This is a genomic window from Pseudomonas sp. LB3P93, assembly GCF_054898025.1.
Genome location: NZ_CM142713.1, coordinates 6,134,812 through 6,148,301, shown reverse-complemented (window position 1 = coordinate 6,148,301; position 13,490 = coordinate 6,134,812). Strand labels below are relative to the sequence as shown.

Below are 13,490 nucleotides of genomic sequence, written 5' to 3'. Positions count from 1 at the left end.
ACGCGGGAGCGTGGGAACGATCAGATTCAGAGTTGCTGCGCCAACGCTTCTATCTGCTCCTGCCGCTCCGCCTGACTCAACTTGGGATGAGGATTCAGCGACGACCACTGCGGATGCGCCCGGGCCTTGTGCAGGGCTTCGGGCAGTTTGCCTTCGCGCCAGGTTTTGTCCTGCGGCGTGGCCACCTGAATGCTGTCCATTGCCGCGTGCCCACGCGCATTCAGCGCTTGCAGCAATTGCCGCTGACGCAATGCCAACAACCTCAACACGCTGTCGTCGACCGTCAATTCCCGCTGGCCTCTTATCTTGCCCATCAACCGGCTGCCATAACTGCGTGCGGTTTGCAGCGCACCGCCGGCAATCGCGCCGGCCAGTGCCGCCGCGCCGAGGGTCAGGCCGCCCACCAGCAAGTCGACCCCGGCACCGGCGGCCGCACCGGCCGCAATGCCACCGCCAACCCTGACGCCGAGTTGCTTTAGGGTTTCCGGGTTGAACAAATCATCGCCCCAACGACCATCGAGCAGCGGCAGATCACTGGCCGCCGCATCCTGTGGGCGGAAGGCGTAAAGCTTGAGCAAGGCTTCGACGCAACGTTGTTCCCGTTGGCGAACGGCTTTGCGCAGTTCGCTGATGGCCTGCCGTTCCTGCTCCGCATCGCTGATCACGCTGCGCCGGCACGCGGCGCAATCGATCAGCAACTCGGCAATCAGCCGCGCCGCACTTTGCTGGCGGGCAAGGCGTTGGGCCTGTTGATCGGCGATCAGGCGCTCCAATTGTTCGCGGGAGTTTTCCAGCAGCAAGGCGAGGCTTTCATAGAGTCGACGTTCGCCATCCTCGGGCGGCGCGACGCTGTCGAAACGCACCAGGGCATGCAAACCCAGGCGTGCCAGGGCTTCACGCCAATCCGGCTCGCGATGGTTGGCGCTGCTGACGAAATTCAGCACCGGCAGCAGCGGTTTGCCGCAACTGGCCAGCACTTCCAGTTCGTCGCGGTACTTGGCCAGCACCGGCTCCCGGGCGTCGATCACATAGAGGCCCGCGTCCGAGGCGAGCAATTGCCGCAGCACCTTGGCTTCCTGTTCAAAGCGCTGCCGGGCTTCGCTGCCTTCAAGAAATCTTGCGAGCCGTGCCGGCCCGTCGAGCCGTTCGCCGGGACGCTCCAGACGTTCGAGGTAGTCGAGCAGGGCGATGGCGTCTTCCAGGCCTGGCGTGTCAAAGAGATCCAGCAACGGCTCGCCGTCCACCGACAAGCGCGCGCCTTCGACGTGGCGGGTGGTGCTTGGTCGATGGGAGACTTCGCCGAAACCGACATCCCGGGTCAGGGTGCGCAACAGGGAAGTTTTGCCGACGTTGGTGTGGCCGACCACGGCGAGCTTCAACGGTGCTTTCCACGGATTAGTCATGACCCGTCTCCAGCCAGTTCAGCGGCGCGCAATCGGCGAACGGCAAGTCCAGCTGTTGCAGTGCGATGTGCCAGTCGCCCAGACGCTCGGCATCCAGCGCTTCGCCGCTTGGCGCTTGCAACAGCCAGACCCGGGTCGCGGCGGCGTTGCGCGCCAGTTCGGCGATCAGCGCGAGACTGCCACGGTCCGGCGATCGCCGTGGATCGCAGGCGATGGCCAAACGCTCGGGGGGGAAACGACTCAGCTGTTCGAGGAGTTTGTTGCGCGATTCGCGACTGTCGAGGATGCCGGCATTGCTCACGGTTTTCGGCAGTTGCGGCGGCCACGGGCGTTGATCATCCAGCTCGATGGCCACCAGCAGCGCGCCATCGCTTTGTTGTTCACTGACACCGCTTTCCACACGATGAAGTTGCGCAGGCGCGGCATCGCTGATGCCGAGTCGTTCGCTGGTGGGCATCAGGCGTTCGCGTAGCTGGGCATAACCGGGCAGGTTCAAATCCAGGCGCAAAGCCGCTTGGCCGGACTTCCAGCGCCAGCGGCAGAACACCACCAGCAACAGACGCGGCAAAACGCCGTAGACCAGCAACACGCCCACCAGCCATGCCGCCCAGGCCTGGCGAGCGCTTTCGATGTTCAGCGCGGCATCGCCACTGGCGCGGATCATCTCCACCGTGGGTACGCTGAAACCGAGCAAGGCCGGCAGGGCGCCGAGGGCTTGGGTCATGGCGACGAAAGTATCGCCGCTGAGAATGGTGGTTTCCCAGACGAAGCCGTAGCGTCGCGTCGCCATAAGCGTCAGCAATATCGCCAGGGCGCTGAGCATCGCCAATAACCACAGCCCATTGACCAGCACGCCGATCGCCCAGCGATTGAGTTTCTGTCGTTGCAACAACAGCAGCAGGGCCGGCGCTAGTTGCGCGGCTTTGGCATCGCGAGCGAGTTTTTCGCTGAGCCACAGCCACAAGCGTCCAAGGCTGGCGCCGTGTTCACCGGCAAACACCAGTCCCAACGCCCAGCTCAACAGCAGAATCAGATTGAGCCCAAGCAGACTGCCCAGGGCCCAGAACACATTCACCGGGGTCTGACCGTCACCCAGCGCGGCAAACGCCAGGCCCGCGCCGCTGACGATCGCCAGCACCGCCATCACGATCAGCGCCAGTCGCGCGCCTTGCAGCCAATGGTTGAGGGCGTCGGCCAAACCGTCGCGCTCGGCCAGCCACACCGCCCGGCGCTGAATCCGCGTCGGCAGATCGCCGCCGGCGCTGCGGGCCAGTCGGTTGGCTTCCAGATCATCCAGGGGGCCGGCGTGTTCTTCACGCAGGCGTACCGTCTCGGTCAGCCAGAGGTTTTGCAGTGGAGTCAGTTCAGTCACGCGGCTTCCCGTCGCTCAATTGAGCTGTGAGCATAACCGCTGTGGCGCTTATCGGGGTACGGAAGGCTCTGGTATCCTCGCGGCCATGACTAAATCACTCCCCCTCAGCCTGATTGCAGCCCTCGGTGAAAACCGTGTGATCGGCGTCGACAACAGCATGCCCTGGCACTTGCCGGGGGACTTCAAATACTTCAAGGCCACCACCTTGGGCAAGCCGATCATCATGGGTCGCAAGACCTGGGATTCCCTCGGTCGTCCGTTGCCTGGCCGGTTGAACATCGTGGTCAGCCGTCAGGCGGATCTGGTGCTGGAAGGCGCGGAGGTTTATCCATCGCTGGAGGCTGCCGTGGTTCGCGCGCAGGAATGGGCGAAGGAACAGGGCGTCGACGAGGTGATGCTGATTGGCGGGGCGCAGTTATATGCGCAGGGGATGGCTCAGGCGGATCGGCTGTACCTGACGCGCGTGGCGTTGAGCCCGGAAGGGGATGCGTGGTTTCCGGAGTTTGATTTGAAGGCGTGGAAACTGGTGTCGAACATCGAGAATCCGGCTGCGGATGATAAGCCGGCGTACAACTTCGAAGTCTGGGAAAAAGCCTGAAAGCATCGCGGGCAAGCCCGCTCCCACAGTGGACGAGGTGAAACACAAATTGTGTAAGCACCGCCGAACCCTGTGGGAGCGAGCTTGCTCGCGATGAGGCCTGCCCTGTCAATGAAGACTTAAGCGTGAGCCAACTCCGCATGCTCATCCGCATCCAGCAATTCTTTATCCGTCTGCTGCATCATCTGGCTGGTAATCGCCCCGGCCGTAATCGAACCACTCACGTTCAACGCCGTGCGGCCCATATCGATCAGCGGCTCAACCGAAATCAGCAACGCCACCAGTGACACCGGCAAGCCCATCGCCGGCAGCACAATCAGCGCGGCAAACGTCGCCCCGCCACCCACGCCCGCCACACCGGCCGAACTCAACGTCACAATCGCCACCAGCGTTGCGATCCATAGCGGGTCCAGAGGGTTGATGCCCACGGTGGGCGCAACCATCACCGCCAACATCGCCGGGTACAGGCCGGCACAACCGTTCTGGCCAATGGTCGCGCCGAACGAAGCGGCGAAACTGGCGATGGACTGCGGGATGCCCAAGCGGCTGGTCTGCGCTTCGATGCTCAGCGGAATCGTCGCGGCGCTGGAGCGGCTGGTGAACGCAAACGTCAGTACCGGCCAGATCTTGCGGAAGAACCGCAGCGGGTTGATCCCGGCCGCCGACACCAGCAAGCCATGGACCACAAACATCAGGCCCAAACCGATATAGGAAACCACCACAAAACTGCCGAGCTTGATGATGTCTTGCAGGTTGGAACCGGCGACCACTTTGGTCATCAGCGCCAAAACACCGTACGGGGTCAATTTCATCACCAGACGCACCAGACGCATCACCCAGGCTTGCAGGGTGTCGATGGCATTGATCACTTTCTGACCTTTCGAGGCGTCATCCTTGAGCAGTTGCAGCGCCGCGACACCCAGGAACGCAGCGAAGATCACCACGCTGATGATCGAGGTCGGCTTGGCGCGAGCGAGGTCGGCAAACGGGTTTTGCGGAATGAACGACAACAGCAGTTGCGGCACATTCAGGTCGGCAACCTTGCCCGCATAGTCGGTCTGAATAGTTTGCAGGCGAGCCATTTCCTGCGTCCCTGCCACCAGGCCTTCGGCGGTCAGGCCGAACAGGTTGGTCAAGCCGATGCCGATCAGCGCCGCAATGGCGGTGGTGAACAGCAGCGTGCCGATGGTCAGGAAGCTGATCTTGCCCAGCGACGACGCGTTATGCAGGCGCGCCACGGCGCTGAGGATCGAGGCGAACACCAGCGGGATCACGATCATTTGCAGCAATTGCACGTAACCGTTGCCCACCAGATCGAACCAGCCGATCGAGGCTTTCAGCACCGGGTTGCCGGCGCCGTAAATCGTGTGCAAAGCAACACCGAACACTACGCCCAGCACCAGCGCGAGCAGGACTTTTTTCGCCAGGCTCCAGGTGGTGTGGCGGGTTTGGGCGAGACCGAATAGTAGCGCGAGGAACACCAGCAGATTGAGGATCAGCGGCAGATTCATGTGAACTCCGAGAGAGACTTGTGCCAGCCACCTTCCGGGGCAGCTGTGAACCGGCAAGCCTAACAGCTTGAAAACTAATGAATTAATATCAAAAAAGTCTGTTAACTGTCGTTTTTGGAATAAGAGGGTGTCGTTGTCGGAGATGCACCTGACGCGGAAGGGACGCGGGCGGTCGCAGGCAGACGGGGACTGTCACACTAATTTGATAGCGTCGATATCTTTGAATCAGGGAGAAATGCAGATGAAGTTCGCACCGAAATTTCTGGCTGCCGCACTCTGTCTGGGCCTAGCTGGCCAGGTGTTTGCCACGGATTTGAAGCATTGGCCAGCCGATCAGGCCAAGGCGCTGGACGCGATGATTGCGGCCAACGCCAACAAAGGTAACTACGCGGTGTTCGACATGGACAACACCAGTTACCGCTACGACCTCGAAGAGTCGTTGCTGCCGTACATGGAAAACAAGGGCCTGATCACCCGCGAGAAACTCGACCCCTCCCTGAAACTGATTCCGTTCAAGGACACCGCCGACCACAAGGAAAGCCTGTTCAGTTACTACTATCGCCTCTGCGAACTCGACGACATGGTTTGCTATCCATGGGTCGCCCAGGTGTTCTCCGGTTTCACGCTCACAGAGCTCAAGGTTTATGTCGATGAGTTGATGGCGTCCGGCAAACCGGTGCCGGCCACTTATTACGAAGGCGACGTGGTCAAGAAACTCGACGTCAATCCGCCGAAAGTCTTCACGGGTCAAACCGAGCTGTACAACAAGCTGATGGAGAACGGCATCGAGGTCTATGTGATGACCGCCGCCTCCGAAGAGCTGGTGCGCATGGTCGCTTCCGATCCGAAGTACGGCTACAACGTGAAACCGCAAAACGTCATTGGCGTGAGCCTGCTGCTCAAGGACCCCAAGTCCGGCGAGTTGACCACGGCACGCAAGCAAATCACCGCTGGCAAGTATGACGAGAAGGCCAACCTCGGCCTCGAACTGACCCCGTACCTGTGGACCCCTGCGACCTGGATGGCAGGTAAACAAGCGGCGATCCTGACCTACATCGATGAGTGGAAAAAACCGGTGCTGGTGGGCGGCGACACCCCGAGCAGCGACGGTTTCATGCTGTTTCACAGCGTCGACGTGGCCAAGGGCGGCATCCACTTGTGGGTCAACCGCAAGGACAAATACATGACCCAGATTAACGGCATGATGGCCAAGCACGCGGCAGCTCAGGCCAAGGAAGGGTTGCCGGTGACGGCGGACAAGAACTGGGTGATCGTGAAACCGGAGGAGATTCAGTAAGACCGAGGTGCTGCCTTCGCGGGCAAGCCTCGCTCCTACTTTGGATCTGTGATGTTCGTTCCCACGCAGAGCGTGGGAACGATCAGGCAAAAAAATACCCCGCACATGGCGGGGTATTTTTTTGTTCGACGGTTAAGCCTTACAGCCCGTCAAGCATCGCCTTGTTACGCACAGCACCCTTGTCGGCGCTGGTTGCCAGCAGAGCGTAGGCTTTCAGTGCAGTGGTCACCTTGCGTGGACGTTTTTCCACAGGCTTCCAGCCTTTCTGATCCTGCTCGGCACGGCGCCCAGCCATTTCTTCGTCGCTGATCAACAGGTTGATCGAGCGGTTCGGAATGTCGATCAGTACCTTGTCGCCGTCCTGTACCAGACCAATCGCGCCGCCCGCAGCCGCTTCTGGCGAAGCGTGGCCGATGGACAGGCCCGACGTGCCGCCGGAGAAACGACCGTCGGTGAGCAGGGCGCAGGCTTTGCCCAGGCCTTTGGATTTCAGGTACGACGTCGGGTAGAGCATTTCCTGCATGCCCGGGCCGCCTTTCGGGCCTTCGTAACGGATGATCACGATGTCGCCGGCCTTCACTTCGTCCGCGAGGATGCCGCGTACGGCGCTGTCCTGGCTTTCGAAGATCTTCGCGTTGCCTTCGAACACGTGGATCGATTCGTCGACGCCAGCGGTTTTCACCACGCAGCCGTCCAAAGCGATGTTGCCGTAGAGAACGGCCAGGCCGCCTTCTTTCGAATAAGCGTGCTCGACACTGCGGATGCAGCCGTTCTCACGGTCATCGTCCAGGGTTTCATAGCGGGTCGACTGGCTGAACGCGGTTTGCGTCGGGATGCCCGCAGGACCGGCCTTGAAAAAGATATGCACCGCTTCGTCGTCGGTCTGCGTGATGTCCCACTTGGCGATGCCTTCGGCCAGGGTCTTGCTGTGCACGGTCGGCAGGTCGGTGTGCAGCAGACCGCCACGAGCCAGCGAACCGAGGATGCTGAAGATCCCGCCGGCACGGTGCACGTCTTCCATGTGGTACTTCTGGATGTTCGGCGCGACTTTGCACAGTTGCGGCACGTGGCGGGAGAGGCGGTCGATGTCGCGCAGGTCGAAATCGATTTCGGCTTCCTGGGCGGCAGCCAGCAAGTGCAGGATGGTGTTGGTGGAACCGCCCATGGCGATGTCCAGCGTCATGGCGTTTTCGAACGCCTTGAAGTTGGCGATGTTGCGCGGCAATACCGATTCGTCGTTGTCGTGGTAGTAACGCTTGCACAGCTCGACGATGGTGCGGCCGGCCTGCAGGAACAGCTGCTCGCGGTCGCTGTGGGTGGCCAGGGTCGAACCGTTGCCCGGCAAGGCCAGGCCCAGGGCTTCAACCAGGCAGTTCATCGAGTTGGCGGTGAACATACCGGAGCACGAACCGCAGGTCGGGCAGGCGCTGCGCTCGTACTCAGCGACTTTCTCGTCAGAAGCGCTGGAGTCGGCGGCGATCACCATAGCGTCGACGAGGTCGAGACCGTGGCTGGCCAGTTTGGTCTTGCCGGCTTCCATCGGGCCGCCAGAGACGAAGATCACCGGAATGTTCAGGCGCAGGGCCGCCATCAGCATGCCGGGGGTGATCTTGTCGCAGTTGGAGATGCAGACGATGGCGTCGGCGCAGTGGGCGTTGACCATGTATTCGACGGAGTCGGCGATGATCTCGCGGCTCGGCAGCGAATAGAGCATGCCGTCGTGGCCCATGGCGATGCCGTCATCCACGGCAATGGTGTTGAATTCTTTCGCTACACCACCGGCGCGTTCGATTTCGCGGGCGACCAGCTGGCCGAGGTCCTTGAGGTGGACATGACCCGGTACGAATTGGGTGAACGAGTTGGCAATGGCGATGATCGGCTTTTTGAAGTCGTCATCTTTCATCCCCGTGGCGCGCCACAGTGCGCGGGCGCCGGCCATGTTGCGGCCATGGGTGGACGTTTTCGAGCGGTAATCAGGCATGAAGCACTCCGGGCGGCTAATCAGGTATCAAAAGGGAAGTGAGCTTCTATTGACGTCTGGAACACCCAGAAATGGCCGTGTGTCCGGAAGTTGCCGATAACTTTGCGGGATCGCCGCGCGCTTCAGCTTGAGCTCATAAACCCGCCGGGGGATGACTGGCGATGAATGCCGCGATTCTACACGGCTGGCGTCAGGAGGGAATGCCGGGAAGCGTTGATCCAGCGCTGACACAACGTGCGGGATGACGACTGGCAGGTTTCACCCGTTACTCACTGCCTGATGCCGGCGGGTAATCAGTGCATTGAGGCCGACACCAAGGGTGCTCAATATCAGGAAAGTTAATCCAAGAGTCGTTTGCAGATGACTCCCGCTCAAGTTGATGAGGGCGCTGATCACCCCGCCGAAGATAAACACCAAGGTATTGCCGGCCGAGGCTGAAGTACCGGAGTTGTCCGGGAATACGTCCATGGCTTTGGACGTGGCCACCGGGCGGGCGATGGTGGTGCCGGCGGTGCAGATGATCATCGGGACCAGCACCGTCAGGATCGAAAGCCCCACCAAGGCAGAAAGCAACAGCATGAACAGCCCCGAGAAAAAGATCAGGCCCAGGCCCACGATGATCTGAGTGTCGGGCGCTACCCGATTGGCGAAAACCCGAGCGACGACCCCTCCGACGAGGTAGGCCGCACCGTAAAGCAACAGGGTCAAAGAGAATTCGTACGGCGAAAGTTGCAACTGTTCCATGAAGATCAGTGGCGAGATGACGATGAAGGAAAAGTGGCAAGTGAAGGCAATGGCGGCGATTAGCCAATAGCCGAGGAAACCTGCATCGAGACAGATCTTCCGATACGACTGGATGATGCTTTGGCGCGGAGCCGGCACGGGACGCAGGTTTTCCAGAAAGAAACAGGCCTTCAGGAACACCGCGGCGGCCAAAACGATAAAGGCTACGAAGCTTCCGGGCCAGTCCATGGCCTCTTGCAGCAAAGTGCCCGCCAGAGGCGAAACCGAAATGAACATTCCGCTGGCGGTGACCATCATGATCCGCAATTGATCGCGCTCCTTGCCGCTGAACAGGTCTTGAACCAGCGCCTGTGAGAGCACAAAGCAGCCGCAGCCGATGGCCTGGATCAACCGGAATATCAGGAACCAGGCGTACTCGGTCGACAGGACACACCCTATCGCTCCGACAATCGAGACGGCCATTCCAGCCAGCAATAAACCCTTGCGCCCGATGGCATCCGACAGTGGCCCAATCAGCAATTGAGAAAGGGAAATGCCGATGGCAAACAGGCTGATGGAGAACGCGATGTCGGCTGGCGTGGTCTGGAAGTGTTCGGCCAGGGCCGGGAAGGACGGCAGCAGGACATCGAGGGGAAAGACGCCGAGCAACACCATCGTCATCAACAGAATCACCGCGGACCGACGTTTTTTGCCGCCGACTGCATCGTTTTCTTCATTCATCGAGAAGCCCTGCCCTGGAGAAAAGCTGCCGATTGGCAGGCAGATCGAAGAACCCTGCCTTTTTCATTGCGCCGAGCGTGGCACCAGCACCTGACCGGGCGCGCAGGCGTTGTGCTTGCGGGCCGCTCAGATCACAAAGGATCTGCGCCACAGGCGTTTCACCCAGGCCGGCGCTGCGCAGACTTTCGCCAAGCCAGCGTTCATCGACTTCAAAGAAGATCAGCAGGATTTCCAGGAGCAACCTGGCGGTGAACGTGCGTTGGCCGCAGCTCAGTTGCAGCCACAGATAATGGAACACTTCGCAAAAGTAGCGACTGTGTCGCGCCTCGTCGGCGAGGTGGTCCCTGAGCATTTCCTGAACGCTGCTGACCAACGTGTCGCGGCAAACGTCGAGCAGTTCCTTGGCGATAATCGTTTCCGAGACGAAACCGACGAGAAACCACGCCAGTGCTTTGTGCTTGTCCGGTGTGCGGTCGAGAAGGGCGTTCAGCCGGGCTATCCGCTGGGGCATGACCGGGCGATCAGTCATGCTGTAAATGTCAGCAATCTGCTCGGCGAGACTATTTGAAAACAGCGCGTGATAGGCCTCATCGGTGTAGAGCTGCAGCGCGGCCGTTTTCATCCGTTGGGGGATGGAGACCCCCAGTTCGTTGTGAGCGATGGTTTCCACGGATCGGTTGACGATGCGGTGTTCGAGCAGGGTGGTGTAGTCGAGGAAATGCACCAAATGGTTGGCGGTCAGGCGATGAATGATCCCTCTGCCTGCTGCTTTGACCGCCGGGTGATTCAGGTAAGGCAGAAAGGCCGGTGGAAACCAGTGGCGGGTTTCCAGTTGATGCTGCAGGTCCGAGGGCAATTGATAGGCGTGTTCGCTGATGCGCACCGAGGCTCGGGTATTCCAGTCTCCGAGGGTAAAGCGATTGGCCCATGAGGCGGGGTCGATGAGAGGCTCGGTCATTGTTCCTGCCCCCGATTGCACAACAGCGCTTTCAACTCCTTGCACATCACTTGCCCGTCGCTCTGGCCGCAGCCGACAAAAAACAACGGTTGTTCTGCACTGTTCTCAAGGCCCAACAGTGTCTCGACCTGATCATCCGTCAAGGCGCCGGTCAGCCAAGTGTTCAATCCCAGTGAAGTGGCCGCCAGTTGAAAGGTCTGAGAAATATGGCCGGCCTCGACGTAAGCCATTCGGTAGGCCCGCGAGTGTTCATATTTCCACCACAGCTTGTCGAATCGACTGGTGATGAACAGGCCTGCGGGCAGGTTGTTGATGAAATGTTGCCCGCACATCAGTTGACCCAAAGGCTGACGAGGCAACGGATTAACAAAACTCAGTGCATGCCCGACGGGGTGGTAGGCGTAGAGACCGGGTTGCAGGCCTCTGACGTTTTGCACCAGCAGAAAGCCTTCGCAGGCGTTCAGTCCACCACCGGACGGGCTGCTTCGCCGGGCGCCGAGACCTTCGACAATGCTTTCGTCGACGTCGTTTTTGCGCTCATGCAGATAACCAAGGGACAGGTACAGCAATGTACTCACCGCTTCGAGTGAAACGGCTTCACCGGTGAAGGTGCGACAGGTTTTCCGATTGACCAAGGCGTTTGCCAGGGAGCCCTCCGGCAGGCAGGGAGGTTTTGGCAGGGCGATCAGCTCGCCTTCCAGGCGTTCGGAGCGTCTGGCTTTCGGCGAGGGTGTGCTCAGCACGTCGGTGCAATGATCAAGGTATTGTTTTGACCATTCATTAATGTCTTGCGGAATATGTTCGCAAGGAATGTTCTTGGTGCCGATATGATATATCTTCGATAGTTCGTCCCAGCCCCATTCAATAATGTTTGCTGTTGATGTTGTGAGTATTCCGGCGTTGAGTAGCTGAGTGTCAATTGTATTGTGGTTGTTAAATTTTTCGGGGTTGTCGATTAGTTCGGCCAGTCGAGTTGAATACTTAAGGTTCAGTTCAAACTGCTTGTGGTTCTTGTAATCCCAAACTATCTGACCCGGCGTGCGAGGAAGTATGAATAAATGAGGGCTGATCTGCATGATGGGCGGTTCGCTCTGGGCAATGCCATGGAAAACGCTGGGTAGCCGGCACTCCCCAGCGCCTCATTTACTTAACGGGCTTTAGGGGCAACCAGAAAAGCCAGGTTGGCGATGCTGTTAGCTTCCAGAGTAATTGCTTTCATTTTGGAACTCCTTGTAATTGAAAGTGAGTGTCACTTCGTTGTGACACTCTCAATCATAGAGTGTAATGAGCGCTTATCAAGGCGATATTAGGTAGGAATTCTCCAGAAATTTTGTCGGAACAATCATAGGTGTGAACAAGTTTTGTCAGGCGAATTCTTATTAATTAAAGACACAGGGAAACGTCCTGCAAGTTCGTAGGACTGCAAGTGTAGGAAGTTTGAGGGGGTTCAGTAACAGATAATAGAACGGGGAGCCGGCCGGCTCCCCGTCAAACCGGCGTAATCAGCTGTTTGGCAGCAACCGGCAGGTGATGCTCTTGATGTAGCGGGTTTCGGCGATGGCCGGGTGAACCGGGTGATCCGGGCCCTGGCCGCCACGCTCGAGCATCTGGATGTTGCGGTCCAGGTGGCGGGCACTGGTCAGCAGAATGTTCTGCAGATCGTCTTCCGGCAGGTGCATCGAGCACGATGCGCTGACCAGAATGCCGTCCTTGCTGAGCAGGCGCATGGCTTGCTCGTTCAGACGACGGTAGGCGCCTTCACCGTTCTTCATGTCTTTCTTGCGTTTGATGAAGGCCGGCGGATCGGCGACGATCACGTCGAAACGTTCTTCGCTGGCTTTCAGCTCTTTGAGGGCTTCGAACACGTCGCCTTCGATGCAGGTCATTTTCTCGGCGAAACCGTTCAGCGCGGCGTTGCGCTCGACGCCGTCGAGGGCGAAGGCCGACGCGTCGACGCAGAACACTTCACTGGCGCCGAATGCGGCCGCTTGCACGCCCCAGCCGCCGATGTAGCTGTACAGGTCCAGCACGCGTTTGCCTTTGGCATAAGGGGCCAGGCGCGCGCGGTTCATGCGGTGGTCGTAGAACCAGCCGGTTTTCTGACCCTGGATGACCGGTGCTTCGAATTTCACGCCGTTCTCTTCCAGCGCGACCCATTCCGGCACCAGGCCGAACACGGTTTCGACGTAGCGGTTGAGGCCTTCGGCATCACGGGCAGCGGAGTCATTCTTGAACAGGATGCCGCTTGGCTTGAGCACTTGGGTCAACGCCGCGATCACGTCTTCTTTATGGGCTTCCATGGTCGCCGAAGCGATCTGCACCACCAGGATGTCGCCGAAACGGTCGACCACCAGACCTGGCAACAAGTCGGAGTCGCCGTAGACCAGGCGATAAAACGGCTTGTCGAACAGGCGATCGCGCAGGGACAGCGCAACGTTCAGGCGATGGACGAGCAGCGACTTGTCCAGCGGCAACTTGATGTCGCGCGACAGCAGACGCGCGCAGATCAGGTTGTTCGGGCTCATGGCCACGATGCCCAGCGGTTTGCCGCCAGCGGCTTCGAGAATCGCCTGGTCACCGGCCTTGAAGCCGTGCAAAGGGGTCGCCGCTACATCGATTTCGTTGCTATAGACCCACAAGTGGCCGTTTCGCAGGCGACGGTCGGCGTTGGCTTTGAGGCGCAGGCTAGGCAGGGACATGACGTCGCTCCGGAAAAAAGAGCGGGAGTATAGCGTGTTGCAGCGCTGACAGGTTTGGATGTGGACATGTGGCGAGGGAGCTTGCTCCCGCTGGACGGCGGAGCCGTCCCAACAACGGCTGTTGCAGTACATCAGACGAACCGCATTCGCTGGATTTACGTCTGCTTCGCAGCCGAGCGGGAGCAAGCTCCCTCGCCACAGGAGGGT

At 59.6% G+C, this 13,490-nt stretch carries 10 protein-coding genes; 2 read left to right on the top strand and 8 right to left on the bottom strand.

What is annotated here, in order from left to right; translation table 11 throughout:
• Positions 1-26: 26 nt before the first annotated feature.
• Complete coding sequence (locus ACYZT8_RS28180; RefSeq protein WP_461977585.1) at positions 27-1,403, bottom strand: GTPase/DUF3482 domain-containing protein; 1,377 nt, start codon at positions 1,401-1,403, stop codon at positions 27-29.
• A complete protein-coding gene (locus ACYZT8_RS28175) occupies positions 1,396-2,775 on the bottom strand; it encodes a DUF2868 domain-containing protein (RefSeq protein ID WP_461977583.1) in 1,380 nt (459 codons plus the stop codon). The genes ACYZT8_RS28180 and ACYZT8_RS28175 overlap by 8 nt, the downstream gene beginning before the upstream one ends.
• Positions 2,776-2,860: 85 nt before the next feature.
• Here ACYZT8_RS28175 and ACYZT8_RS28170 point away from each other — a divergent pair, with 85 nt between their 5' ends.
• Positions 2,861-3,373 (top strand): dihydrofolate reductase, encoded by a 513-nt coding sequence (locus ACYZT8_RS28170; RefSeq protein ID WP_461977581.1) that lies wholly within the window; start codon positions 2,861-2,863, stop codon positions 3,371-3,373.
• Between the two features lie 119 nt (positions 3,374-3,492).
• Here ACYZT8_RS28170 and ACYZT8_RS28165 read toward each other — a convergent pair whose 3' ends face one another.
• A complete protein-coding gene (locus ACYZT8_RS28165) occupies positions 3,493-4,884 on the bottom strand; it encodes an L-cystine transporter (protein WP_461977579.1) in 1,392 nt (463 codons plus the stop codon).
• Positions 4,885-5,125: 241 nt separating this feature from the next.
• Here ACYZT8_RS28165 and ACYZT8_RS28160 point away from each other — a divergent pair, with 241 nt between their 5' ends.
• A complete protein-coding gene (locus ACYZT8_RS28160; protein ID WP_461977577.1) occupies positions 5,126-6,181 on the top strand; it encodes an HAD family hydrolase in 1,056 nt (351 codons plus the stop codon).
• A gap of 139 nt (positions 6,182-6,320) precedes the next feature.
• Here ACYZT8_RS28160 and ilvD read toward each other — a convergent pair whose 3' ends face one another.
• From ilvD to ACYZT8_RS28135, 5 genes are all read right to left on the bottom strand, one after another.
• The gene (gene ilvD, locus ACYZT8_RS28155; protein ID WP_461977575.1) at positions 6,321-8,162 is read right to left on the bottom strand and encodes a dihydroxy-acid dehydratase; all 1,842 of its coding nucleotides are present in this window, start codon (positions 8,160-8,162) and stop codon (positions 6,321-6,323) included.
• Positions 8,163-8,420: 258 nt separating this feature from the next.
• Positions 8,421-9,626, bottom strand: a complete 1,206-nt coding sequence (locus ACYZT8_RS28150; protein ID WP_461977573.1) for a multidrug effflux MFS transporter — start codon at positions 9,624-9,626, stop codon at positions 8,421-8,423.
• Complete coding sequence (locus ACYZT8_RS28145) at positions 9,619-10,584, bottom strand: diiron oxygenase (protein WP_461977570.1); 966 nt, start codon at positions 10,582-10,584, stop codon at positions 9,619-9,621. Before ACYZT8_RS28145 ends, ACYZT8_RS28150 begins: the two co-directional genes overlap by 8 nt.
• Positions 10,581-11,660, bottom strand: a complete 1,080-nt coding sequence (locus tag ACYZT8_RS28140) for a SagB family peptide dehydrogenase (protein ID WP_461977568.1) — start codon at positions 11,658-11,660, stop codon at positions 10,581-10,583. The genes ACYZT8_RS28145 and ACYZT8_RS28140 overlap by 4 nt, the downstream gene beginning before the upstream one ends.
• Positions 11,661-12,086: 426 nt before the next feature.
• Positions 12,087-13,283: a class I SAM-dependent rRNA methyltransferase gene (locus ACYZT8_RS28135; protein ID WP_157712544.1), complete on the bottom strand. Its 1,197-nt coding sequence runs from the start codon at positions 13,281-13,283 to the stop codon at positions 12,087-12,089.
• Positions 13,284-13,490 lie beyond the last annotated feature (207 nt).